Source organism: Aeromonas sp. 600282 (assembly GCF_049175755.1).
Lineage (GTDB): Bacteria > Pseudomonadota > Gammaproteobacteria > Enterobacterales > Aeromonadaceae > Aeromonas > Aeromonas veronii_A.
Genome location: NZ_JAAKVR010000002.1, coordinates 131,341 through 156,953, shown reverse-complemented (window position 1 = coordinate 156,953; position 25,613 = coordinate 131,341). Strand labels below are relative to the sequence as shown.

Sequence of the window (25,613 nt, the reverse complement as noted above, 5' to 3'; positions counted from 1 at the left end):
TCCTTGCGCGTTAGCCGGTCACCAGACCCAGATAGATGTTGCAGGCCCGGCCAAGCTTGTTGGTCGGGGCGGGATAGTGGCGCAGCAGCGGCCGCGCGATAAAGGCGGGCAGGATCAGGGACTGCAACTGCTCAAGTCCCCGCACCAGATGCATGGCAACGGTCAGATCCCCCTCCACCAGCAGCCGGTTTTCGCCAAATGCCTGATTGACCCCGAGCCGAAAACTCAGGGCGCGAAAGGCGATATTGGGGTGTTTGAAGCGCACCCGTAGCGGATGGATGGTGGCATGAGGGGCGGCTGGCGCACCGGGATACCAGCGGCCACCCTGCTTGTGCATGTTCATGGCGTAGCCGATGCCGCCCACTTCGAGGCGGATTGCCAACCCGTCCGGCAACGGCGCCAATTCGCGGCGTACCGCCTCATCGGTGCGGGCGGCGCGACAGAGGGTGCGACCCACCACCCAGAGCAGAGTGGTGATCCAGAGGCGGCGACCAAGGGCGGCCGCAGGTTCAAACATCCGTGTTTGCATGGGGATTGGCTCCTGAGATGGCTGACCAGAAGAGGGCGAACGCACTGGCTTGCCAGTAGTCGTCCTCTCCCAGCTCCGGTTGATCGACAAACAGTGATGCGCAGGCGAGGAACTGGCCCTGACACACCTCCAGCAACAGTGGCGCGGGAGCCTGCATCAGCTCGCCGCTGGCCTGCCCCTTTGCCAGCAGAGCAGGCAGAAAGCGCAGGGCATCGTTCAGGATCTGGCTGCGGGCCGGTCTGGCCAGCAGCGGAGAGTGAAAGAAGCCCAGCACAAATTTGAGCTCATTGGGGTTAGCCTGCATCCACTCCATCGCCAGCTGCCAGTAGTGGCGGGTCTGGTCGTACAGCGGCAGGGTGGGATCTGCTTCATGGATGGCGCTCCCCATCCGGGTCTTTACATCCTGATAGAGGGCGAGGATCAGCGCCTCCTTGCTCGGAAAGTGGTGGAACAGAGTGCCGTTGGCCACCCCGGCAGCCTTGGCGATACGGGCGGTGGCGGCCCCCTGCAGGCCATCTTCGGCGCAGAGGGCGAGGGCGGCATCCAGGATCTGGCGGCGCTTGTCGGTCATGGTTTGTGGCTGCGGGATAGCCTGGTTCATGGTCATCTCCATCAGCGCAGGAAGAAGGCCATCATCAGCTTCTGGATCCAGCTGTGGTAGGGCGGATGGATCAGGGAGCCGGTGGTGAACTTGCCGCGGGTCAGCACGGTTTTCGCCTTGGAGAAGGTAAGAAACCCCTCGTGGCCGTGGTAGTGGCCCATGCCGGAGGCACCGATGCCGCCAAACGGCACATCATCGGCAGCCACCTGAAACAGGCTCTCGTTGATCGCCATGCCGCCGGAGTGGGTCTCCCGGGTCACCCGTGCCTGCAACTCGGGATCGAAGCTCATCAGATAGAGGGCCAGCGGGCGGGGCCGTTCAGCCACATAGGCGAGCGCCTCCTCCAGGGTGTCGTAGGGAATGAGCGGCAGCAGCGGGCCAAAGATCTCCTGCTGCATCACCTGACACTGACTCGGCACTCCGGTCAGCAGGTGGGGCACCAGCAGGCGACGCTGGTCGTCGCGGGCCGGGTTGCCACAGGGGTGGAGCTGGGCACCCGCCTGCTCGGCTTCATCCAGCCAGCTGACGAGACGTTGATACTGGCGGTCGTTGATGATGGCGCCGTAGTCAGCACTATTGAGCCCCTGCGGGTAGAGCTTGCTGAAGTGGCGGCGATAGGCGGCGATAAAGTTATCCACCTCGCTGCGGGGCAGCAGCACATAGTCGGGGGCGACGCAGATCTGTCCGGCGTTGAGGCTCTTGCCGAAGATCATCCGCTCGACCGCGGTGGCGACCGGCATGTCGGGGGCGATGAGACAGGGGCTTTTGCCACCCAGCTCAAGGGTGAGGGGGGTGAGCTGGGGCGCGGCGGCGGCCATCACCAGCTTGCCCACCATGGTGGAGCCGGTAAAGAGCAGGTGATCGAACGGCAGTGAGCTGAACGCCGCCGCCATCTGGGCATCTCCCTCGATGATGGCGATCTCGTTTTCGTCAAACACGCTGGTGAGCATGGTGCGCAGCACGGCGTTGGTATGAGGGGTGAACTCGGAGAGTTTCAGCATCGCCCGGTTGCCCGCCGCGATGGCGGTGATGAGGGGGCCGAGGCTCAGCATCACCGGAAAGTTCCACGGCACGATAATGCCGACCACCCCGAGCGGCTGGAAGTGCACCTCTACTTTGGCGGGGGCCAGCAGCAGGCCGGTGTGACGGCGGTGGGGCTGCATCCAGCGCTTGAGCCGCTTCTGGGTGTAGTTGATCTGCATGATGCAGGGCAGCACATCGGCGATCAGGCTGTCGTAGTGGCTGCGCTGGCCATAATCTGCCGCCAGCGCCTTGCACAGCTCTCCCTTGTGGGCGAGCAACGCCTGCTTGAGTTTGGTCAGCTGCGCCCGGCGCTCGGCCAGGGTAGGCATGGGGTGAGCCAGACTCGCCCGCTTGAGCCGCGCCAGCTGATCCGGCAGGGACAATTTGATGGCGAGGATATCCTCAGGAGTGTGTTGAAGCTGCGCCGCACCCATGTTGTTCTCCGCATGAAAAATGACCGACTGATTAGTCGGTCTAAATCTAGCTGTTTGTTACCGGAATGTAAAGCTGGCAAGCTGTCTGCCGTTCACCACGAGCCAGACGCAAGAGAGAACTGTGTGTCTCCCCACACTTTTGTGGTTTGCTCGTTGGTGACTTATCTAATAAGGGGTAGTTTTTGGCTATTAACCTACACGGAGAGAGCACTATGACCAGGGAACTGAACAGCTTGTTGGCCCGGCTTGAAGATGTGGTTGAGCGGATGCCGGATTGCTTCAACACCTACGAATTCGCCCAGAAGCTGGCACTGCAATATCAGCCGGAGTTCTTTGCCGCGGGCCACTCTCTGGCCGAGCACGAGGGCAAGGTACTGCGGGTGCTGCACCAGAAGATCGCCGAAGCGCTGGCAGGCAGCGAGATGGTGATTGAAGGGGCGCTGCTCCCCTGCGTCACCCCCTGGGGGGAGAAGGCGACCTCACCGCGCTGGCACCGCAAGCACTGAGGGTCGGAGTAAGGCAGATCACTGCCAGATAGCAGATAACGAACAACGATAAAGGGCGCGGCGCTGGCAACAGGGCCGCGTTTTTTTATGCAGATTGTCTTCAGCAGCGTGTCGTTGTCGGGAGCAAAGGCTCGCTCTGTGATCCCATGCCGGGATACGAGACCGTCAGCCGGGTAGACTCTCCCTTTTGTCGCAGGGTTTGTTACCGTAGGAATTGCTCATGACCCATAAAATCATTCTGGATACCGACCCAGGTATCGACGATGCCATGGCCATCCTGTTTGCCGAGGCCCACCCCGCCATCGAGCTGCTCGCCATCACCACTGTTTTTGGTAACGCCACCATCGACAATGGCACCCGCAACGCCCTCTGGCTCAAGCAGAAGTACGGCATGAAGGCGGATGTGGCCAAAGGCGCGGCTGCCCCGCTGCTGCGCGAGCCGGTTGGCCCCACCACCATAGTCCACGGCCCGAGCGGCTTTGGCGATATGGAGGCGGGGGAGGTGACTATCGCTCCGGATCCTCGCCCTGCTTGGCAATATATTGTCGAGGCGGTGAAAGCCGCGCCGGGGGAGATCACCCTCGTCACTATCGGCCCGCTGACCAATCTGGCGCTGGCGCTACAACAGGCGCCCGAGATTGTCTCGCTGGTGAAACAGGTGGTGGTGATGGGGGGCGCCTTTGGCGTCAACGGCCATCGCGGCAACGTCACCCCCTATGCCGAAGCCAATATCCACGACGATCCCGATGCCGCCGACCGGGTTTTTACCGCAGACTGGCCGGTGGTGATCATCGGGCTGGACGTGACCCAGCAGAGCTTCTTCAGCAGCGCCTATCTGGATGAACTCAGGGACAAGGCGGGCGAGCCGGGCCGCTTCCTGTGGGATGTCAGCCGCTTCTACCTGCGCTTCTACTCCGAGAAGCTGGGGCTCTCCGGTTGCCACGTTCACGACCCGTCCGCCATCGCCTATGTGATCGATCCGACCCTCTTTACCCTGCGCGAGGGGCCGGTGCGGGTTATCACCAGCGGCCCGGCCATCGGCCACACCCTGCAAAAGTTCGATGGCAAACGCCACTCCCACGATGACTGGGCAGCCTATCGTCCGCAGCAGGTCGGGGTGGCGGTGCGCGATGAAGCCTTGCTGGCGCTCTATCGCGAGACGCTGGTGGGCTGGGGCAAGGATTGCTGAGCAAAGAGGCGCTATTACGTTGAGGCGGGGGCTGTGATCGGCGCCAAACAATCGGAACGCTCGGCCGCTTATACTGCCTTATATCAAGAGCTTGGGAGGGATGAAGATGGCCTGGATTTCCTTGATAGTGGCGATTGCGCTGATCTGGTGGTTGATGAAGCTGGGGCGTGGCGCCCTGTTCGAGATCCGCCTTGCCCCCGGCAAGGTAGTGGTCAAGCAGGGCAAGGTGTCACCCGCCTTTATTGAGCATGCCAAGCAGATCCTGCGCCACGACACGGTGCGCGGTCGCATCGTGGGGCAGCGTGATGGCGATGGCGTGAAGCTGATCTTCTCCCGCTCCATCCCCGAACCAGTGGCCCAGCGGTTTCGCAATATCTTCCCCTATGGCGATTACCGCCAGCCAACGGCGCCACTGCCGGGGCCCAAATCCCGCAAGGGATAAGCACCGGAACCTGGTTCATCAATAGCAAACGGGCCTCCAGTGGAGGCCCGTTTTTTATGGCACTTGGCCAAGAGAGAGCTGGCAGCCCTTACTCCTTGCCGTGCAGCTCGCGCTGGGTCTTGACCGCCGCCGCCTTGACGGCGGTGCCTTCATTGCCCCAGGAGGCGCGCAGGGTGTTGACCAGCTCGGCGAGCCGCTCATCATCCATGGTCCAGCCATAGCCCGGCATGTGGTAGCCGAGATGACCGCGGGTGACCGGGGTCTCGGCCCCGTGCAGCAGCACATTGATCAGGCTCGACGGATCGCTCGCCAGCACGGTGCGGTTGTTGACCAGCGAAGGGATGACGTGGTCATTGCCCTGGCCGTTGACCCCGTGACAGGTGGAGCAGTACATGGCGTAGTCCGCCTTGCCGCTGGCACTGGCGTAGGCGCGGGCCCCTTTCTCCGCCACCGGCTCATCTTTCAGATCGGTGAGGTAGGTGGCGATGCTGGCCAGATCGGCGTCGCTGAAATATTGACTGCTGTGAGTGATCACTTCCCCCATGGGGCCCGCGACCGCTTCATGCTGGCTGCGGCCGGTTTTCAGCAGGTCGATCAGCGCCTGCTTGCTGTAACGGCTGCCGCGAATATCGGGGGCATACCAGCCATCCAGCGCCGCCCCGCTCAGGTAGACGGGATCCGCCTCGGTCAGCGCTTTCTCCTGCATGCCAAGCCCGCGCGGAGTGTGGCAGCTGCCGCAGTGGCCGGCACCCTGCACCAGATAGGCGCCGCGGTTCCACTCTTCGCTCTTGCCTGCGACCGGGGTGAAGCGGCTGTCATCGTGGTAGACCCAGTTCCAGCCCATCAGCGGCCAGCGCATGTTGAGGGGCCAGGGGATGTCGCTCTCCTTGTTGGCAATGGCCAGCGGCTGCACCTCCTTCATCAGATAGTGATAGAGATCTTCGAGATCCTGATCGCTCATCTTGGCGTAGGCGGTGTAGGGCATGGCCGGATAGAGGCGATGCCCGTCGCGGGCCACCCCTTCGCGCATCACCTTGATGAACTCCGGCAGGCTGTAGTTGCCGATACCGTGGGTCTTGTCCGGGGTGATGTTGGTGGCAAATACGGTACCGATGGGGGTCGGGAACCCTTTGCCGCCCGCCAGCGGCTTGCTGGTTTCGCTGGTGTGACAGGCAGCGCAATCGCCGAGCTTGGCCACGTATTCGCCTGCCGACATGGCGGGGGCTGCGTTGGCGGCAAGGGCGGGCAGGGCCAGCAGCAGGGCGCTGGCGGTCAGTGACAGGGCGCGGTTCATTGGGCACCTCCCTTGCTCATGGCTACCAGCTCGTTGACGGCGCGCCACGCTTCGTCGATGGCGGCGTGGGCGTAGGGGCTCCAGCCTGCATCCGAGTTGGCGATGGTGATGTTGCCGATCGGCTGGCGACCCAGTTCAATCCATTTTTCGCACTGCGCTTCGTCATCAAACAGGGTGTTGGTGACATAGGAGTAACCGTGAGACCAGCGGTTGACCGTGATGGCGAGGATGTCCTGCTCATGGTTGAAACCGGCGCTGCCCAGCATCCCCTGCAACTGCTCGCGGATCATCTGCTCATGCTGCTCGAACGGCATGCCGAGGATCATGGCGCGCCCCTTGCGGGACTGTTCGCGGGCCGAGAGGCCGCTGCCCGGCAGGGTCGGCACATAGACCATGTGCAGGCACATCGGCTGATCCGGGCTCTTGGGATGCTCGTAGCCACCCATGCTGACCGGATAGTCGAGCTTGACCCGGCTATAGGGTGCGGCGGGGGAGTAGACCTCGTGTACCCCCAGCTTGACGAAGGCTTGCCAGTTCTTGATCACCACCTTGGTGTAGACCAGCGGCGCCTTGGCATTCTGGCGCAGCGCCTCCTTCTGGGGCTCCGGCATCTCGGGCACCATGTAGGGGATCATCATGTTGTAGCCCGCCATGATCGACTGCTTGGCTCGCACCCGATGCAGTTTCCCCTCCTTGATGTAGGTGACATCCACCGCCAGCTTGCCGTCGGCGAGGCGCACGTTTTTGGCCTGCAACGCCGTGCTGCCAAGGCGCAGTTGCACCTTGTGCTCAGGCAGGTCGAGCTTGCTGTAGTCAAACTTGGCCAGCACTACATCCTGCATGGTGTGACCCGGCGCCACCTGCGGAATGAGCTTGCGTACCATCAGGCGGGTGAGACCGGCGTTGCCATCGGGGAAGTGGAAGATGTAGGGATCGTCCAGCTCCGCCTGCTCCTCGGCATCCAGCGGCGTCAGATTGAGGCCGTCGAAACCCGGCAAGGCGCAGAGGCGCGCATCGGCGCAGGCGGTGGCGTCGATGCCGACCGCCTGGAAGTCGTTGGTGCGCTGCTGGAAGTAACTGATCGCCCGCTCGCTGAGGCCCACTTTATCGCGCAGGAAGGTGGTGTAGCTGTTGCGAGTCACCCACTCATCCTGCTGCTCGCGGGTCATGCCGCTCAGGTAGTCTATCTTCGCTTCGTGCAGGGCCAACAGGGCGGCCTTGTCGGCATCATCGAGGGGGAAGTCACCGATAAACTCTGCCAGCGGACGACCGTTCAGGCGATCGCGGGGGATATCGTCCGCCACGTTGTGGCCCGGATCCCCGTTCACTATCTTGTTGACGCCAAAGTGCTTCTCGTCGAAATAGACGCCGCGGCTCAGCCCCAGATCCGGATAGAAGGTCTGCTGGAAACCGGCGGCCAGCTCGTCGATGTTGACCTCCAGCGCCTTGAGCAGACCGAGCGCCACCGGGCTGTAGACCGAACGCGGTGATTGCAGGGACTCACTGCCACCGTAACCCAGGCGCAGGCCATCGGAGGTGGTGAACTCGTTGCGCTTGGCGTGGCCGCCAAAGTCGTCGTGGTTGTCTAGCAGCAGGATCTTTTTATCCGCGCCGAGCAGTTGCTGATAGAAGCAGGCGGCGGCCAGGCCGCTGATCCCGGCGCCGACGATCACCAGATCGTACTCCCCCTCAAGGGGAATATTGGCAAAATCATATTGCTTGCCGTCACGGGCGATGCTGTGGGCCGGTTCGAAAGAGCCCGGGTGGTTGCCGCGCAGGCCGGTGAGGGCGGGCGGGTAGGCCAGGGTTTTATCCGCCAGCGTGCTGCCGCCTTCGGCAGCCTTGAGCAGATTGATGGGGGCGACGCCTGCCGCAATGGTGATGGCAACGCCGTTGAGAAAATCTCTGCGTGTAATACTCATGGCAATACCTGCTGTATGAAAAATGGAAAAGTACAGAGTGGGGTAGCTGGCCAGCAGCAAGAGGACGCAACCTACCGCCATATTTTTATGGCGTCTATATGGGTTGATAATAACTTATTAAACAGATTGATCAAACGAGTATGGAGTGACATATCTGTTTGGGTTCGAATTGTTAAAAAACAATCCAGCTAAAAAATATCGTGCTGTGTTCTGTTCGTCGCGTTTAATTACGTAAATGATGATGAGTTCAAATTGTCGCAGATCATCAAAGTCGACAGGTGTTTATTATTCATGCTGGAGGATTAATTTTTCGTCATATATACCCATATGCTATGTAAGGTTAGTTGGCGAGATAATGCTCCCTGTCCAATTATAAATTGAGAAGAGAGTGTCATTGATTAATTATGGGAAAAGGCGCCATTAATAGTGATACGGATGCAAAATTAACATTTTTCACATGCTGAGGCCAAGTTTGGCACAATCTTAAGATTAATTTTCCATGTTGTTTACATGTTCCGGTTCTGATCACAATGTTGCCCGTTTTTACAACTTTAGCCTTGCGACCATAAGGACACTGCATGAGACCTTTTGAATTAAAGAGGGGCTTGGGTGCTTTGCTGTTGATCGCATCGGCCAGCTTGCTGACCGGCTGCGACATGGCCTTGATGAATCCCAAAGGGCAGATTGGTCTGGAACAGAAATCACTGATATTAACCGCCTTGGGGCTGATGTTAATTGTGGTGATCCCTGTGATTATTATGGCGGTGGTCTTTGCTCGTAAATACCGGGCATCAAATACCAATGCCAAATATACTCCGGATTGGTCTCACTCCAATAAAATTGAGGCGGTTGTCTGGACCGTACCAGTTATTATCATCGTCATTCTGGCAACCATTACCTGGAAAACTTCCCACGAACTGGATCCCTACAAGCCGCTGGAGTCCACGGTGAAGCCGATCCAGATTGATGTTATTTCCCTCGACTGGAAATGGCTGTTTGTCTACCCAGAATTAGGGATTGCCTCGGTCAATGAATTAGCATTCCCGGTCAATACCCCCGTCAATTTCCGGGTGACTTCAGACACTGTCATGAACTCCTTCTTCATTCCCAAGCTGGGCGGGCAAATTTATGCCATGGCCGGTATGCAGACCAAGTTGCATCTCATTGCCAATGAAGCAGGCGCGTATGACGGTATCTCCAGCAGTTATAGCGGAGCCGGTTTCTCGGGCATGAAGTTCAAGGCGATTGCTACGCAGGATCAGGCCGGTTTTGATGCCTGGGTTGCCAAAGTCAAGGCCTCTCCCAAGATGCTGATCACCATGGATGAGTTCAATGCGCTGGCCAAGAAGAGCGAAAACCACCCGGTAGAGTATTTCTCAAGTGCCGATCCGGCCCTTTTCGTCAAGCTGATCAACAAGTTTATGGGTGACATGGGGCATGGCGAGCACAAGGGGATGACCCATAAAGCCCCCTCAGAGCATGGCGCCGCCATGAATCACGATGACATGGCACATATGCAGATGGACCATGCCGCTATGGCGCATGACGGGCAGAAGGAGCATGCCGGACATATGAACGCGCCGTTGGATAACAAGGCTGTGCAAGCAGGATCCGAGGAATAACCGATGTTTGGAAAATTAACACTCGATGCCATTCCGTTCCATGAACCCATCATCATGGTGACGGTAGCCGGTATCATTTTGGGGGGGCTGGCCGTTGCCGGCCTGATCACCTATTTCGGCAAGTGGCAATATCTGTGGAAAGAGTGGCTTACCTCGGTCGACCACAAGCGTCTTGGGGTCATGTATCTGATCCTGGGTATGGTCATGATGCTGCGCGGCTTCGCCGACGCTGTGATGATGCGTACCCAGCAGGTGATGGCTTCGGCTGGTGGTGACGGCATTTTACCGCCGCATCACTACGACCAGATCTTCACCGCCCACGGGGTCATCATGATCTTCTTCGTGGCGATGCCACTGGTGATCGGTCTGATGAATATCGTCGTGCCGCTCCAGATCGGTGCCCGTGATGTGGCTTTTCCCTTCCTCAACAACATCAGCTTCTGGTTCACCGCCGCTGCCGTGGTGTTGATCAACATCTCCCTCGGGGTCGGTGAATTCGCCCAGACCGGCTGGCTGGCCTATCCGCCCCTCTCTGGGCTGGAGTACAGCCCGGGGGTCGGGGTTGATTACTGGATCTGGAGTCTGCAGATATCGGGTCTGGGCACCTTGCTGACTGGCGTCAACTTCTTCGCCACCATCATCAAGATGCGCGCTCCTGGCATGACCATGATGCGTCTGCCGGTGTTCACCTGGACGGCTTTGTGCTCCAACGTGCTGATCATCGCCTCCTTCCCGATCCTGACCGTTACCATCGCCCTGCTCACCGCAGACCGCTATCTGGGTACCCATTTCTTTACCAATGACATGGGTGGCAACATGATGATGTACATCAACCTGATCTGGGCCTGGGGCCACCCCGAGGTTTATATCCTGGTGTTGCCGGTATTCGGGATCTTCTCCGAAGTAGTGGCCACCTTCAGCAAGAAGCGGTTGTTCGGCTACACCTCGCTGGTATGGGCGACCATTGCCATTACCGTGCTCTCCTTCATTGTCTGGTTGCACCACTTCTTCACCATGGGCTCGGGCGCAAACGTGAATGCCTTCTTCGGCATTACCACCATGATCATCTCCATCCCGACCGGGGTGAAGATCTTCAACTGGTTGTTCACCATGTACCGTGGTCGCATCGAGTTCACCTCACCCATGCTGTGGACCGTCGGTTTCATCATCACCTTCACCATAGGTGGCATGACAGGGGTACTGCTCTCGGTGCCGGCGGCCAACTTCGTGTTGCACAACAGCCTGTTCCTCATCGCTCACTTCCATAACGTCATCATTGGTGCCGTGGTATTTGGCTGCTTTGCCGGTATCACCTACTGGTTCCCCAAGGCGTTCGGCTTCACCCTGAACGAAACCTGGGGCAAGCGTGCTTTCTGGTGCTGGATTATCGGCTTCTTTGTTGCCTTCATGCCGCTTTACGTACTGGGCTTCATGGGGATGACCCGCCGCATCAGCCAACAGCTGGATCCGGCCTTCCACCCCTGGCTGGTGGTAGCAGCATGTGGTGCCGGCCTGATTGCCCTTGGTGTCTTGTGCCAGGTGATCCAGCTGGTGGTCAGCATCCGTGACCGCGAGCAGAACCGTGATGTGAGTGGTGACCCCTGGGGTGGCCGGACGCTGGAGTGGGCGACTTCTTCACCGCCGCCCTTCTACAACTTCGCCATCGAGCCGAAGATCACCGGTCTGGATGCCTTCTGGGATGCCAAGCAAAACGGTTCAGCCTATCAGCAGCCCAAGCAGTATGCGCCGATCCACATGCCCAAGAACACCGGGGCAGGGGTGATCATCGCGGGCTTCAGCGCCATCTTTGGCTTTGCCATGATCTGGCATATCTGGTGGATGGCCATCCTTGCCTTTGCCGCCATGATTGGCAGTTGGATCATCCACAGCTTCAACGATGACGTGGACTACTACGTCCAGGTTGACGAGATCACGCGCATCGAAGATCAGCATTTTGCCAACATCAACAAGGGGGCTTAGTGCTATGACCACTGGCGTTTCATATCACATCCACGTTTACGGTGCCCGGAGGGTATGGGCACCCGAAGGTCAGCATTTTGCCAACATTAACAAGGGGGCGTGACGCTATGGCGACCGACGTTCTACATCACACTCACGAGAGTGCCCATGACCATGAGCACCATGATGCCGGTGCCAACAAGGTGTTTGGTTTCTGGATCTACCTGATGAGTGACTGCATTCTGTTTGCATGTCTGTTTGCAACCTATGCGGTCCTGGTCAACGGCACTGCCGGCGGTCCGAGCGGCAAGGATATCTTCGAACTGCCGTTCGTATTTGCCGAAACCATGCTGCTGCTGTTGAGCTCCATCACCTTCGGTTTTGCCATGTTGGCGATGAACAAGAACCGGATGTCTACCGTCAATGGCTGGTTGCTGGTGACCTTTGTGCTGGGTGCCGGTTTTATCGCGATGGAGATCTACGAGTTCCATCACCTGATCGCAGAAGGTTACGGCCCGGATCGCAGCGCCTTCCTCTCCGCCTTCTTCACCCTGGTCGGTACCCACGGTATCCACGTCACCAGCGGCCTTATCTGGATCATCGTGATGATGGTGCTGGTGGCCAAGAAGGGGCTGACCGATCGCAACCGCTCCCGCCTGATGTGCCTGAGCCTGTTCTGGCACTTCCTCGACGTGGTGTGGATCTGCGTCTTTACCGTGGTCTATCTGATGGGGGCAATGTAAATGAGTCATTCCGTTGATAATCACGGCGCCAGCCACGGCAGCGCCAAGAGCTACCTGATCGGCTTCGTGCTGTCACTGATCCTGACTGCCGTACCGTTCTGGATGGTGATAGACGGCTCCGCCTCCCACACCACCGTGCTGGCCACCGTGGTTGGCATGGCGGTGGTGCAGATCTTTGTCCATCTGGTCTACTTCCTGCACATGAACACCTCGTCCGAGGAGCGCTGGAACCTGGTGGCACTGGTCTTTACCGTGCTCATCATTGCCATCGTGGTCGTGGGTTCCCTGTGGATCATGTACAACCTCAACATCAACATGATGGTCCACTGAGCAGGCTGGCAATGATGAAGCAATACCTGCAAGTGACCAAGCCGGGCATCATCTTCGGCAACCTCATCTCGGTGATCGGGGGATTTCTGCTGGCTTCAAAAGGAAGCCTGGACCTGCCCCTGTTCATGCTGACCATGGTGGGTGTTTCGCTGGTGGTGGCCTCCGGTTGCGTGTTCAACAACTACATCGACCGGGATATCGACTGCATCATGGAGCGCACTAAGAACCGTGCTCTGGTGAAGGGGCTGATCGCCCCCGGCGTATCGCTCTGGTACGCCACCGCGCTTGGCATGGCGGGCATTGCACTGCTCTATTGGGCGGCCAATCCGTTGGCTGCTCTGCTGGCGGTGCTGGGCTTCATTGTCTATGTGGGGGTCTACAGCCTCTACATGAAGCGTCACTCGGTCTACGGCACCCTGGTGGGCAGCCTCTCCGGCGCCGCGCCGCCGGTCATCGGCTACTGTGCGGTGAGCGGCCAGTTCGACTCGGGGGCCTTGATCCTGCTGGCGATCTTCAGCCTGTGGCAGATGCCGCACTCCTATGCGATCGCCATTTTCCGCTTCAAGGATTATCAGGCGGCCAACATTCCGGTGTTGCCGGTGGTGAAGGGAATTTCGGTGGCCAAGCACCACATTACCCTCTACATCCTGGCCTTTATGGTGCCGACCCTGATGCTGTTCCTCGGCGGTTACGCCGGCTACAAGTATCTGGTGGTGGCCACTGCGGTGAGTGTCTGGTGGCTGGGGATGGCGCTGTCGGGTTACAAACAGCTGGTTGATGATGTTCTCTGGGCGCGCAAGCTGTTTATGTTTTCCATCGTCACCATTACCTGTCTGAGTGTCATGATGTCGGTAGACTTCCAGCCAGAGGCCGAGCCTGTGGCGCTGGTGAGCATGTTGCTCCGATAGTGTGCGTTGCTTCCGATTGCATGAGATCCAGAGCCGGGAACCTCCCCGGCTCTGTTATTATGGGGCCGCCCATCGGGTACTTTTCCCCTCTGTCGGGTGTGGCATGGCGCGTGTCGGCCACCCCTTGAGTCTTCCTTTTCCCTGACCTATCGAGGCCATCATGAATGATTTCACCATGACGAGGGGCGAGCGCCGTGCCACCTGGGCGCTCGGCTCCGTCTTCTCGTTGCGCATGCTCGGCATGTTTATGGTGCTGCCGGTGCTGACCACCTACGGCATGTCGCTGGCGGGGGCCTCCGAGGCGCTCATCGGCCTGGCCATCGGCATCTACGGCATGACCCAGGCGCTGTTCCAGATCCCGTTCGGTCTGCTCTCCGACAAGGTGGGCCGCAAGCCCCTCATCGTCGGCGGCCTGCTGATGTTTGCCCTCGGCAGCGTGATCGCGGCGCTGACCCACTCCATCTGGGGCGTCATCGCCGGCCGCGCCCTGCAGGGCAGCGGCGCCATCTCGGCCGCCGTGATGGCGCTCTTGTCGGATCTCACCCGCGAGCAGAACCGCACCAAGGCGATGGCCTTCATCGGGGTGAGCTTTGGCATCACCTTCGCCATCGCCATGGTGACCGGCCCCCTCATCACTCATGCGCTGGGACTCTCCGGCCTGTTCTGGCTCATCGCCCTGCTGGCGCTGGGGGGCATTGCCGTCACCCTCTGGCTGGTGCCGACACCGACAACTCATCTGCTCAATCGCGAGTCCGGCATGGTCAGGGGCGGGATGCGCACTGTGCTGACCAATCCGCGCCTGCTCAAACTCAATCTCGGCATTTTGTGCGTGCATACCCTGTTGATGTCGAGCTTCGTGGCGTTGCCGCCGCTGCTGGAGCAAGCGGGTCTGCCTCGGGACAGCCAGTGGCAGGCTTATCTGGTCACCATGCTGATTGCCTTCGTCAGCGTTGTACCCTTCATCATCTATGCCGAGACGCGCAGAAAGATGAAGTTGGTGTTCCAGATCTGCGTGCTGGTGATGCTCAGCGCCGAAGTGGTGCTGTGGCAGGCTGGCCTGCAGCTGTGGGGCCTGCTCGCCGGCCTGCAGCTCTTCTTCATCGGCTTCAACGTGATGGAGGCGTTGCTGCCATCCCTGATCAGCAAGGAGTCGCCACCGGGTTACAAGGGTACGGCCATGGGGATCTACTCCACCAGCCAGTTTATCGGAGTGGCTATCGGTGGCAGCCTGGGGGGCCTGCTCTACAGTCTGGGTGGTGGCGCCCTGGTGTTTGGCGGCTGCTCTGCGCTGGCCCTTGTCTGGCTCGGGGTCAGCCTCACCATGCAGGAGCCCCCCTATGTGAGCAGTCTGCGCATCCTGTTACCGGAAGGGGTGGAGGCGAGCCCTGCACTGGAGCAGAAACTCCGAGCCTGCGACGGGGTGAACGATGTACTGCTGGCACGGAAGGAACGTTCGCTCTATGTGAAGGTGGACAGCAAGCGGGTCAGTCGCCAGGATCTGGAGCTGCTGGTGATCGACGCCGGACACTGATCGCGCTAAGCTCGGTTCGGATCTGCAACTACTTGTTTTTGAAAACAGTCTGGAGGCGCAATGAACTGGTATATCTCGGTCCTCAAGCAATATGCGGTATTCAGCGGGCGGGCCCGTCGCACCGAATACTGGATGTTCGTGCTGTGCAACGTCATCGTCATGCTGTTGCTCGGCATGGTGGACAAGCTGATTGGCGGCGACAATGAGTTGATCAGCTCCATCTATTCGCTGGCGGTGCTGCTGCCATCGCTGGCGGTGGCGGCCCGTCGTCTGCACGATACCGACCGCAGCGCTTGGTGGCTGCTGCTCGGGCTTATCCCAATTATCGGCACCCTGGTGCTTATCTACTTTATGGTTTGCAACGGCCAGCAGGGGCCAAACCGCTTCGGTGATGATCCCAAAGCGGCCCCCTCGCAGGGCTTTATCGTCAGCTAACGGGCGCGGCTTGGCCAACCATCGGTCAATAAAAAGAGAGGGAGGCATCGCGCCTCCCTCTCTTTTTCGTGTTGATGGCCGATCAACGCTCGATCAGCGGGGCGGAGCGGTAGCTCCACATGCCGTAGGTGCGCAGGGCGTCGCGGTAGATGCCGAGCAGCTCGCTCTCGCTCGGGGTGGCCAGCTCCTCGAGGGGTTTGTCGGGGTAGCTGACGCTCGCCACCTTGATGTTGGCCGGGCCAATCTGGTCGCAGGCGATTTCCAGCACCGTCTGACCGCGGCGTACATGGCTGGCGGAGCTCACCAGCACCGCATAGTCAATCTGGTGGCGGGCGAGGGCATAGGCGCTGTAGAGGGCGTTATCCACCGTGCTGGTGGCGTAGTTCTCTTCAATCAGGCGGCTGCGAGCGATGCCGTGGTTGGCCAGCCAGTCGGCCATCAGCTTGCCCTCGGTCTGGCGGTTCTGGGGCATGCCGCCAGTCAGGATGATCAGCGCTTCCGGGTCGGCCTTGGCCAGCGCCAGAGTGGTTTGCAGACGGCCCAGCAGGATCTTGTCCATGCTGCCGTCGGGATTGAGGGCGTAGCCCAGGGTGACGATGGCGCGTTTGCCCTCCCTGCTGGCCTTGACCTGATCCCCGGTCAGTTCGGTCTGCAGCGGGGCGGCGGTGATCCGCTGCACCCGGGCGATGATCTCCTCCAGATCGGCGGCGCGGCCACTGTTGCGATCAGCCACTTTCGCCAGATAGCTGCGGGAGGCCTCCTTGTTACCCTTCACCAGCTGCCAGATGGCGAGATAGCTGTTGATGTCGAGATCATCGGGGGCGACGGCCTGCGCCTGCTCCAGCAAGGTGATGGCGCGGCTCAGGTTGCCGTTGTAGATCTGGACGTTGGCTGCCGAGATGAGCAGGTCGGTGCGGTAGGGTTCAAGCTGGTAGGCGGCCAGCAGCCGCTCGGTCACCAGCTCCATATTGCTCGGCATCTTGGCGGTAAAACCGGCGTGGGAGATCTTGGCTGGCGACTTGTAGATCTGCAGTGCTTCGCCGAGCAGCATGTCCACCGCCTGGCGCTTGCTGACCAGGGTATTGAGGTCATGCTCCATCTGCATCGAGCTCTCGGCCGCTTGCAGGGCGAGGGGCGAGAGCGCCAGCAGGCCGCCGAGGGTGAGGGCAAGAAGGGTCTGTTTCATCAAAAGGTCCTCTGTCGGGCTGAATTGCACCGTGGTGCGCCAGCGTGTGGGCCGATGGGATAAGGCAAATGTGCGTCAATTCAGTCTGTTAGTGCCAAAGAGAGGGCAATATACCAGTTAACGGTGCGGCAAACTGTGAGTCGGGGCGGGTCGTCGGGTGATGCCACTCCTGTGGCCGCAAAAGTGGCCGCAACGGGTCAGCTGCCATCTGAAAAGGGACAGGGGGAGCGTGACTCCCCCTGCTGGGAGGGGCGTTGGCCCCTCCCTCTATCGCGATGCAAGAGAGATGGGGTGTCAATCCATCTGTTGGCGAGTGTTCGCAGTCAGTTCCACATCGGGGAGATGCGGGCTTCCAGCGTCTCTTGCTGCTCTTCGGGCATATCGCTGAAGAAGTTGAGCTGGGTCTGCTCCTCCACCTCACGTACCGAGACCCGGTAGTCGGCGATCTGGCTGATGGGCACCTCTTGCTGCGGCATGATAAAGGCGATGGCCTGCAGTCTGGCCGGGTCCATCACGATCTTGTAGTAGGCGCTCGGGATCGCCACACCCTGACCGATGGACTCTTCAGAGCCGGTAAAGATGGGGCCGGTGATCACCTGCACATCCTTGCGGGAGACCGCCCACTTGTTCACCTTGTCCTCCAGCACGCGCCACGCCTTCTGGTTGAGCACCCCGATCTGCGGTGTCATGTTGCTCAGCAGGAAGCTCTCTTTCATGGTGTTCTTGTTCGATTTCATGTCCCCCGCCGGGGCCTGATGGCCACGGTCGTAGCCCGAGCCCTTGTAGTCGGAGAGGGTGGCGCGGTAGGCAACCGGGATCTCCCTGTCCTCGGCGAAGGCATCCTTGCGCGGCACTGTGCCCTGTGCGCTCTGGGCGGTCATCCGGTAGGAGACCCAGTCCGCCACCTTGTAGTCGTAGTTGTAGCCGACCGCATACCCTTCACGGCAGAGCTTCTGATCCGATTCGGAGGGCAGACCAAAGCGCACGTGGTCGCCACACGTCCAGTGGGCTGCCAGCAAGGGGGTAGTCGTGAGGGTGAGGGTAACAGCCAGAACCAATTTATTGATTTTTATCATTTTTGTGATGATCCAGTTTAGTAGGCGGAGCCATTTGACATGAGATCTGACTAGCGCTTCAATTGCTGTTTTTTTACACGTCACAGTTCTGTGACGGCTCGCCAAGATCCGTGATGTGACTGGTTAATATGTTTTAAATCAGTGGCTTGGTCGGTGGGATGATATGCGGTTGCTTAGCAGGTAACGAAAAGGGGCCAGTGATGGGCCCCTTGTTATAGGTGGAGTCTGACGGTTATCAGGCGGCGTTTGCCTTGTTGCCCAGCGTGCGGGCCAGCAGTGCTTCCGGATTGTGGATCGCCTCTTTGGTTTTCACATCGATGACCTCGATATTGGTGAAGCGCTCGCGGTTCTTGATGGCCACATCGTGGGCGAAGATGACGCAGCGGGCGTTGGCGACATCCTTGGCGGTGATGCGGTTGATGATGCCGTTGGCGCCCTGGGTCTCGACCTTGATCTTGATCCCCTGCTTGGCGGCGGCCTTCTGCAGGCTCTTGGCGGCGAGGAAGGTGTGGGCCACGCCAGACGGGCAGGCAGTGATGGCCAGTACGTCTGCTTCTCCTTCCGCTTCAATGACTTCGAAGCTGGTTTGGGTGGTAGTGACGTCATCTTCTTCGCTCACCGGCTTCTTCAGCAGGTTGACGATGATGGCGGTGGTCAGGGCGCCGAGGATGGTACCCAAGATGTAGCCCATCTTGCCTTCAACAACCGGCAGGACAATCCAGCCACCCCAAGGGGCGTGGTTGATACTGTGCATCATAAAGCCGGTGATGTTGCCGACGATACCGCCTGCGACGATGGCTGGGATGACACGCATGGGGTCCGCGGCGGCAAACGGGATTGCACCTTCGCTGATACCGATCATGCCCATGATGGCGGCCGCTTTGCCGGATTCACGCTCCTCTTTCTTGTAACGCTTCGGAGACATGAAGGTCGCCAGCGCCATACCCAGCGGCGGCACACAGATGGCGATGCCGACGCCGCCCATCAGCCAGGGCTGGGTGTTGACCTGAGTCTGGGCAAACAGGGTAGCAACCTTGTTGACCGGGCCGCCCATATCGAAGGCGGTCATACCACCCAGAATGGCACCCAGCATCACTTTACCTGAGCCCGCCATGCTGGAGAGCCAGTGGTTCATCCCTTCCATCATGGCGGCGATCGGGGCACCGATCCCCCACATCACGATGCCGCACACCAGAAAGGTACCGATCAGCGGATAGATGAAGATGGAACCGAGGGAGGTCATGGAGTCAGGCAGCTTGATCCGTTTGAGCTGATTGACCACGAAACCGGCGATAAAGCCCACCAGAATGGCGCCGAGGAAACCGGTTTGATAGTGCTGAACGGCAATCCAGGAGCCGATCATGCCCGGGGCCAGGCCCGGCTTGTCAGCCAGCGAGTAGGCGATATAGCCACCCAGCACGGCGGTAAACAGGGTCAGACCGGCGATCCCCATGGTTGCCATGTCTTTGAGGAAGCCCGCTTCCGGCACGGCGCCCTTGCCGCTCATCATCACCGACAGTGACAGCAGCACACCGCCCGCCACGATGAAGGGGATCATGTGGGAAGTACCAAACAGCAGGTGCTGCTTCATGGTATTGAGGCGATCCTTGAAGGTGCGCTCTTCGGGTTCAGCCGGTGCAGTGGCAGCCGGTTTGGCGGCTGGGGCCGGTTTTTGCACTTTCGGGCCTTGCTTGAGCAGGGTCAGCGCTTGCTCGACGGTGGTGGCGGCTTTCATCTGCTCGATAAAGCCCGGTTCCAGCAGACGGGTGGAGAGCTCGGCCAGCACTTCGATGTGGTGGTTGGCGCCGCCATCCGGGGAGGCGATCATGAAGATAAGCTGGGTCGGTTTGCCATCTTCGGCGCCGTACTCGATACCCTGACGGCTGACACCGATGGCTATGGCCGGACGGCTGACCGCCTTGCTCTTGGCGTGGGGCAGGGCGACACCCTGCTCGAAGCCGGTGCAGTCCAGCTGCTCGCGGGCCCAGATATCCTTGACGAATTGCTGTTGATCAGACACGGCGCCATCGCGCGCCAGCATCTGTGCCATCTCGTCGAACAGAGCCTCCTTGCTGGTGGCCTTCAACTCCAGGCAGATGAGTCTGCCGTTGGTCATGGTGGGTAACATCTCACTCTCCTTCCCTGTAAGGGCTAAGTCATGCGTTGCGAATTGGGCTCATTATTGCCCTCACGGGTAGGGTTGGACAGGCGATGAATGTAGCAATAACTGGATTTTTGTTGCATGGTTTTGCTGGTGTGATCCAGCTCGCAAAGTGTTGATCTTTAACTCAATAGTGGTTTTTGTTTAATTAATGGCAGGATGTGACAGCGGTCAAGGTATGACAGAAAAACCCTTGTAATGGGATTTACAGCCATTTTTTGCGGTTTATTGCCCGATTTAAGGCATATTTGAGAAAAACGGGTTAATGGCTGAACCTGGGTTTCCCACTGGAAAATAAAATGGCCCAGCGCTGATTGGATTTTATCAATCCATCTGGCGTGGGCCGTCGGGTATCACAAAGTGACATTTTCGGATTGCGTGCTGAATGTCACTTCAATGCTATCGATCGTTACTTTTGTGGCGGGGTATCGCCCATCACGAAGTGGAGGTTGCCCCCCGGTACAAACTCCTTGTGCTCGAAGAAGAGACCATCCTTGAGCGGTTTGCCATTGATGGTGACCGACTGGACATAGCGGTTCTTGGCGCTGTTGTTATCGGCGATGATGGTGAAGGTTCCCCCCTTGACCGGGATGGTCGCTTTGGCAAATAGCGGGCGGCCAATAGTGTAAACGGGGTCTGCCGCATTCACCTGATAGAAGCCAAGTGCTGACATCACATACCAGGCAGACATGGAGCCCACATCCTCGTTGCCTATGATGCCTGCCGGGGTGTTCGAGTACATGGTGTCGAGGATGTAGTCGACCGTCTCCTGAGTTTTCCAGGGCTCCGATGTCCAGTTGTAGAGGTAGGGAATATGGTGGGAGGGTTCATTGCCGAAGGCCACCTGACCCATCATCCCGGTCATGTCAGCGGTCTCCGACCCCTGACTCTCGGCGGCAAAGGTGGCGTCCAGATTCTGCTTGAAGGCCTCTTCTCCGCCCATCGCGGTTTTCAGACCCTTGATGTCATGGGGCACAAACCAGGTCCACTGCCAGGCGTTGCCCTCGGTATAGTTGCCGGTCTCATGTTCGGTGCCATAGGGATCAAACGGCGTCATGAAGGCGCCATCGATCATCACCGGACGCATGAAACCGGTCACCCCGTACTGGGCGTATTCGGCCGCATTGTGGTCGAAGTAGCGCTGATAGCCGTTAGAACGGGCCAGATAGCGCGCTTCGGCCGCCGGGTTGCCGGCCGCCTTGGCGATCCGGGCGATGGCCCAGTCATAGAAGGCGTTCTCCAGACCGTAGGAGACCGACTCGAGGGTGTAGTCAGCGAAGACGGGCTGACCGTCGATCCGCTGCACTGCCGGGGCAAAGCCGTTCTTTTCGATGTAATCGATGTGGTTGGTCAGGGTCTTGTCCAGCACCGCCTTGTCCCACTCGGTCGCCAGCATGGGGTAGTTGGTATAGGTGGAGGAGTCGATGGCGGCCGTGAGCGCCAGATTTTTCTCCTGCGCAGTGAAGGCATCGGGGTATTTGGTGATGGCGTCGGCAATCACCACTACAGCCGGATAGCCCACCATGGTGCCTGTCTCATCCCCCAGATGCTCCCACTTGGGCAGCAGGCCGCTCTCCAGATACTTCTGGATCAGGTTCTTGGCATACTGCACGGCGCGGGTGGGTTCGGTGATGGTTTTGAGCGGGTGCAGCGCTCGCTGGGTGTCCCACAGTGAGTAGACCGAGAAGTTGGGCTGATCTTCGCTTGCCTGGCCATAGTGGATGGAGTAGCTGCCTTCCCCCTTGGCCTGCGCCCCTTTGCCCATGCCGCGGTAGTTGCCATCCACATCCTGATGGACGATGGGGGCGATCTTGGTGTGGTAGAGGGCGGTGTAGAAGATCTCGTTTTGCTCCTTGCTGCCCCCCTCGATGGTGAAATTGAGGGCGTTGGCCCACTTCTCGCGGGCGTTGGCGCGGGCCTCGTCAAACGAAACATCCCCTTCGGCCTGGTAGTTGTTCCATGCGCCGGTGGCATCGACCGCCGATAGGGCAACTTTGGCGTTCAGTTGGGCTGAGCCGCCCTCTTCAAATTCGACGTAAGCGGTGACATCCGCTTTGGATTTGGCCTTGTGCTCGGCGCTCAAGCCCTCTACCGGTACACCACCAGCGAGGATGTAGACCTCTTTGATCTTCTTGTCGAAGGTCGCGTGGAAGAAGATCTTCTGGTTTTTCGCCCAGCCGGAGAAGTGAGTCGCATCTCGCTCGCCGGTGATGGTGTAGCCATCTTCGCTGACGGTGAGTTTGTTGCGCAGCGAACTCGATCCCCAGTCGCTGTTGAGGATCGAGTTCAAATCGATCTTCAGCCGTTGGGGTTGCCCCTGCGGATAGGTGTAGCGGTGAAAGCCCACCCGCTCGGAGGCGGTCAGCTCGGCCTTGATGCCATTCTCGGCGATGCGCACCGCATAGTAGCCAGGCTCGGCCTGCTCGGATTTTTTGTCCATTTTGACCGAGATGGCTTTGCGGTAATCATCGCTTTGCTCGATGTATTTGGATTTATCTTCGGTAAAGGGCAGGAACAGAATATCCCCCAGCCCCCCCATGCCGGTGCCTGAGAGGTGGGTGTGGGAAAATCCGAACAGGGTATCTTTGTCAAAGTGATAGCCGGAGGAGGAGTGCCAGCCGATCAACTCGGTATCCGGCGAGAGTTGCACCATGCCCTCCGGTACCACAGGGCCGGGAAAGGTGTGACCGTTAAAGCCAGTGCCAACGAATGGGTTCACATATTGCAACACATTGGTTGGCGTTGGCTTTTGATCGTCGTTATTGTCGCTGCTGTTATCTGAATCGCAGCCGGATAACATGGCTACCGTGCTGGTCAGGGCAATGGCCAGAATATTTTTCTTGAACATATTGAGCGGCTCCATCGGGTAGAGGGTGAGCAGTCATGATCTATTTTTATGAGACCGGAGCGATCCCTGAGCAATATTGGTGCTCGATGGCATTGATCCCGGCGAGCACTATTATTCCCATGCCATCTGTTTCATCGACAGAGTAAAAAAGTGTCATTCACTAGACTTTTGTGGCAAGGCGCGCTGTTTGTGATCCGGGTATCATGTAATTGCGTGCGGTATATTTTTGAACATTTTTGTTAGTGAACAAAAAAGAGGCCCAAAGGAAGCTTTGGGCCTGAACATATATTGGCAATGAATGATGGTTATTTATTATTTGACGCGGTCGGTTTCTGTGCCGTCATGATAAATCTCAGTTCACCACCGGCATGAATATCGCTGTGGTTGAATGTCAGGTTTTCCCCCAACGGTTTGCCATTGATGGTGACCGATTCCACATAGATATTTTGGGGGCCATTGTTTTCGGCGAGCACGGTGAATTTCCCGCCATCAATATCCATCGTCACCTTGTCAAACAGTGGCCGACCTATGGTGTAGACCGGGAGCCCCGGCGTGACCTGATAGAAGCCCAGCGCACTCATGATGTACCAGGCGGACATTTGCCCCACATCCTCATTGCCAATCAGCCCTGTGGTGGTCGGGTGGAAGAAGCTGCGCACCGCCTGATCCACATACTCCTGGGTTTTCCACGGCTCCTTGGTCCAGTTATAGAGGTAGGGAACATGGTGATCCGGTTCGTTCCCCATCACGAACTGCCCGATATAGCCGGTCATATCCCCTTGCGAGGTATCAGCGTTGGAGTTGGCGGTGAAGAGGGCATCCAGATTCTTCCGGAATCCCTCCTCGCCCCCCATCACCTCTTTGAGCCCCTCGATATCGTGGGGAACAAACCAGCTCCACTGCCAGGTGTTGCCTTCGGTAAAGTCCTGTCCCCTGTGCTCGGCCCGATAGGGCCAGAAGATGTCATAACGGCTGCTGTCGTTGGTGTCACAGTTTTGTGGTGGTGTAACGGGATTGCCGTTTTTATCGATGGCGCAGGAGGGGTAATTGTTGACCCAGCTGCCATCGTAATTTTTGGGGCGCATAAAGCCGGTCGCGCCATAGTTGCCATATTGCGCCGGGTTGTAGTCAAAATAGGCGCGCCAGGTAGTCGCCCGGGCCAGATAGCGGTTCTCCGCGGATTTGTCGCCAGCCAGTCGGGCCAGCTGGGCGATGCACCAGTCATAGTAAGCATTCTCGACACCGTACGAGACGGATTCGTTGACCAGCTCATCGTACTTGTCCTGGGCCATGCCGCCCTCTTCCGGCTTGAGTTTGACGTTGGCGGGGACATAGCCGTGCTGCTCGGCATACTGGCCGTGACGGGTCATCACGGTGAAGCGCTTGTCGCCGTTCCAGGGATCCTGATAGGGCACCCAGCTTTTGGTCAGCGCGAGGTCAAAGTTGGCGGAGACATTGGCCGCCTGCAGCGCCAGCTTTATCTCTTCCTGTGTGAATGCATCCGGGTATTTGACGATGACGTCGGCGATGATGGAGACCGCCGGGTAGCCGACCATCTCGCCGGTATAGTCGGAGTGCAGCTCCCATTTGGGCATGATGCCGCCGGTTTTATATTTGTTGAGCAGATCGTGCACATAGTCGATGGATCGCTCTTTTTCGATGATGGTCTTCAATGGGTGAGCGGCGCGGAAGGTGTCCCACATGGAGTAGACCGAATAGTTGGTAAAGCCCGGCTTGGCCTGATGCACCTTGCCATCCATTCCGCGATATTGACCATCCACATCCTGATAGACGAAGGGGGCGATGTAGGTGCGATAGAGCGAGGTATAAAACATCGTCTTGTCGGCATCGCTGCCACCCTCCAGGGTGAACTTATTGAGCACTTTCGCCCATGCCTGCTTGTTCTCCTGCACCACCTGATCGAAGCGGTAGTCATGTTCATCGGCGCGCAGGTTGGCCATGGCCCCCTCAATGCCGGTGCCCGAGATGGCCATCTTCATGGTGATGGGCCGTTCCCCTTTGGCAAAGTTGAGCTGGGTCACCACATCCCGTACCCGGGGTCTGGTTTCGCCATACCCGATGTAATCGGCCAACCCCACCTCGGTGTCGTTGCTCAATTTGCCATCGACATAGAGGATCTGATCCACAAACGGCTCGGAAAACTCGGCGTAGAAAAAGACCGTCTGCCACTGCCCCCACTCGTTGCTGGTTCTGGCTCCGGCAATTGCGTTGTCGCTCACCCGCTTGAAGTAAATATTGCGGGAGTGGTTGCCATACTGCTCCAGCAGCTCGTGCTGCAGATCAAGCTGGACTTTGCGATCTTCACCCGCCGGATAGCTGTAACGGTGGAAGGCGACCCGCTGGGTGGCAGTGAGTTCGGCCTTGATGCCGGTCTCCACCAGATCCGCTTTGTAATAGCCCACCTCCGACAGTTCGCCAGGCTTGTTGATGGTGACCGGGTCGGTATTGTTGCCGGTGAAGGGCAAGAAGGCGAAATCATTGAGATCCCCCTTGCCTGCCCCCGAGATATGGGTGCTGCTGAAGCCGGAAAGCTTGGCCAGATGGTGGTGATAGTCGGAAGGGGATCCCTTGCCATTCCAGTTGGCCGGATTCCAGTTGTCCGGGCCCGGCTGGATCATCCCTTCCGGCATGACAGGGGCCGGATTGACATTGCCCAGCCCATCGGTGCCGATCAGCGGATCGACATATTGCAGCACCTGCAGGGCATTATCGGGGCGGCCATTGTCAGTAGTCTCATCATTTGTGTTGCAGCCATAGAGGCCAAGCAGGGCTGTCACCATGATGGCCAGCTTGTGGGGTTTGAACATTGTTGTTCCTCAAATTCCGGAGATGAAAAAGCGGCAAGCCGGGTGG

20 protein-coding genes are annotated in these 25,613 nt (G+C 58.8%); 10 read left to right on the top strand and 10 right to left on the bottom strand.

The genetic code is table 11. From position 1 onward, the window contains the following. Positions 1–10: 10 nt before the first annotated feature. The 3 genes from G5137_RS03455 to G5137_RS03445 are packed head-to-tail and all read right to left on the bottom strand — an operon-like array spanning position 11 to position 2,587. Complete coding sequence (locus tag G5137_RS03455; protein WP_309507286.1) at positions 11–529, bottom strand: hypothetical protein; 519 nt, start codon at positions 527–529, stop codon at positions 11–13. Continuing rightward, the gene (locus tag G5137_RS03450) at positions 510–1,130 is read right to left on the bottom strand and encodes a TetR/AcrR family transcriptional regulator (RefSeq protein WP_005337741.1); all 621 of its coding nucleotides are present in this window, start codon (positions 1,128–1,130) and stop codon (positions 510–512) included. Before G5137_RS03450 ends, G5137_RS03455 begins: the two co-directional genes overlap by 20 nt. Positions 1,131–1,141: 11 nt before the next feature. Beyond that, entirely contained in the window at positions 1,142–2,587 is a 1,446-nt protein-coding gene (locus tag G5137_RS03445; RefSeq protein ID WP_421254921.1) for a coniferyl aldehyde dehydrogenase, read from the bottom strand. A gap of 212 nt (positions 2,588–2,799) precedes the next feature. Here G5137_RS03445 and G5137_RS03440 point away from each other — a divergent pair, with 212 nt between their 5' ends. The 3 genes from G5137_RS03440 (at position 2,800) to G5137_RS03430 (ending at position 4,724) form a co-directional block, all read left to right on the top strand. After that, positions 2,800–3,093, top strand: a complete 294-nt coding sequence (locus G5137_RS03440) for a hypothetical protein (RefSeq protein WP_005353197.1) — start codon at positions 2,800–2,802, stop codon at positions 3,091–3,093. A gap of 220 nt (positions 3,094–3,313) precedes the next feature. Next, positions 3,314–4,282 (top strand): nucleoside hydrolase, encoded by a 969-nt coding sequence (locus G5137_RS03435; protein ID WP_005337734.1) that lies wholly within the window; start codon positions 3,314–3,316, stop codon positions 4,280–4,282. A 106-nt stretch (positions 4,283–4,388) separates the two neighbouring features. Continuing rightward, on the top strand, positions 4,389–4,724 hold the full coding sequence (locus tag G5137_RS03430) for a DUF3634 family protein (protein ID WP_005353195.1): 336 nt from the start codon (positions 4,389–4,391) through the stop codon (positions 4,722–4,724). An 88-nt stretch (positions 4,725–4,812) separates the two neighbouring features. Here G5137_RS03430 and G5137_RS03425 read toward each other — a convergent pair whose 3' ends face one another. Further along, complete coding sequence (locus G5137_RS03425) at positions 4,813–6,018, bottom strand: cytochrome c (RefSeq protein WP_042056466.1); 1,206 nt, start codon at positions 6,016–6,018, stop codon at positions 4,813–4,815. Continuing rightward, positions 6,015–7,940, bottom strand: coding sequence for an NAD(P)-binding protein (locus tag G5137_RS03420; RefSeq protein WP_421254920.1), 1,926 nt, complete (start codon positions 7,938–7,940; stop codon positions 6,015–6,017). Before G5137_RS03420 ends, G5137_RS03425 begins: the two co-directional genes overlap by 4 nt. A gap of 578 nt (positions 7,941–8,518) precedes the next feature. On the opposite strand from G5137_RS03420, the gene cyoA reads away from it, so the two are divergent. The 7 genes from cyoA (at position 8,519) to G5137_RS03385 (ending at position 15,468) form a co-directional block, all read left to right on the top strand. After that, positions 8,519–9,562, top strand: a complete 1,044-nt coding sequence (gene cyoA / locus G5137_RS03415; RefSeq protein WP_227342352.1) for a cytochrome o ubiquinol oxidase subunit II — start codon at positions 8,519–8,521, stop codon at positions 9,560–9,562. Positions 9,563–9,565: 3 nt separating this feature from the next. Further along, positions 9,566–11,542: a cytochrome o ubiquinol oxidase subunit I gene (gene cyoB / locus G5137_RS03410; RefSeq protein WP_421208693.1), complete on the top strand. Its 1,977-nt coding sequence runs from the start codon at positions 9,566–9,568 to the stop codon at positions 11,540–11,542. 107 nt (positions 11,543–11,649) lie between these two features. Beyond that, the gene (locus G5137_RS03405) at positions 11,650–12,264 is read left to right on the top strand and encodes a cytochrome o ubiquinol oxidase subunit III (protein WP_421254919.1); all 615 of its coding nucleotides are present in this window, start codon (positions 11,650–11,652) and stop codon (positions 12,262–12,264) included. Continuing rightward, positions 12,265–12,594, top strand: a complete 330-nt coding sequence (locus G5137_RS03400) for a cytochrome o ubiquinol oxidase subunit IV (RefSeq protein WP_216953247.1) — start codon at positions 12,265–12,267, stop codon at positions 12,592–12,594. It abuts the gene before it with no gap. An 11-nt stretch (positions 12,595–12,605) separates the two neighbouring features. Further along, positions 12,606–13,502: a heme o synthase gene (gene cyoE, locus G5137_RS03395; RefSeq protein ID WP_421254918.1), complete on the top strand. Its 897-nt coding sequence runs from the start codon at positions 12,606–12,608 to the stop codon at positions 13,500–13,502. A 160-nt stretch (positions 13,503–13,662) separates the two neighbouring features. Further along, positions 13,663–15,033 carry an MFS transporter gene (locus G5137_RS03390; protein WP_266135111.1) on the top strand — a complete coding sequence of 457 codons (1,371 nt, stop codon included), beginning with the start codon at positions 13,663–13,665 and terminating at the stop codon, positions 15,031–15,033. Between the two features lie 60 nt (positions 15,034–15,093). After that, on the top strand, positions 15,094–15,468 hold the full coding sequence (locus tag G5137_RS03385) for a DUF805 domain-containing protein (protein WP_005337730.1): 375 nt from the start codon (positions 15,094–15,096) through the stop codon (positions 15,466–15,468). A gap of 82 nt (positions 15,469–15,550) precedes the next feature. Here G5137_RS03385 and G5137_RS03380 read toward each other — a convergent pair whose 3' ends face one another. From G5137_RS03380 to G5137_RS03360, 5 genes are all read right to left on the bottom strand, one after another. Then, positions 15,551–16,654, bottom strand: a complete 1,104-nt coding sequence (locus G5137_RS03380) for an ElyC/SanA/YdcF family protein (RefSeq protein WP_421254917.1) — start codon at positions 16,652–16,654, stop codon at positions 15,551–15,553. A 323-nt stretch (positions 16,655–16,977) separates the two neighbouring features. Then, entirely contained in the window at positions 16,978–17,730 is a 753-nt protein-coding gene (locus tag G5137_RS03375) for a DNA/RNA non-specific endonuclease (protein WP_421254916.1), read from the bottom strand. Between the two features lie 235 nt (positions 17,731–17,965). Then, positions 17,966–19,858 (bottom strand): PTS fructose transporter subunit EIIC, encoded by a 1,893-nt coding sequence (locus tag G5137_RS03370; RefSeq protein ID WP_421254915.1) that lies wholly within the window; start codon positions 19,856–19,858, stop codon positions 17,966–17,968. A 442-nt stretch (positions 19,859–20,300) separates the two neighbouring features. After that, positions 20,301–22,739, bottom strand: coding sequence for a GH92 family glycosyl hydrolase (locus tag G5137_RS03365; protein WP_421254914.1), 2,439 nt, complete (start codon positions 22,737–22,739; stop codon positions 20,301–20,303). A gap of 305 nt (positions 22,740–23,044) precedes the next feature. Further along, positions 23,045–25,567 carry a GH92 family glycosyl hydrolase gene (locus G5137_RS03360; protein ID WP_421254913.1) on the bottom strand — a complete coding sequence of 841 codons (2,523 nt, stop codon included), beginning with the start codon at positions 25,565–25,567 and terminating at the stop codon, positions 23,045–23,047. Positions 25,568–25,613 lie beyond the last annotated feature (46 nt).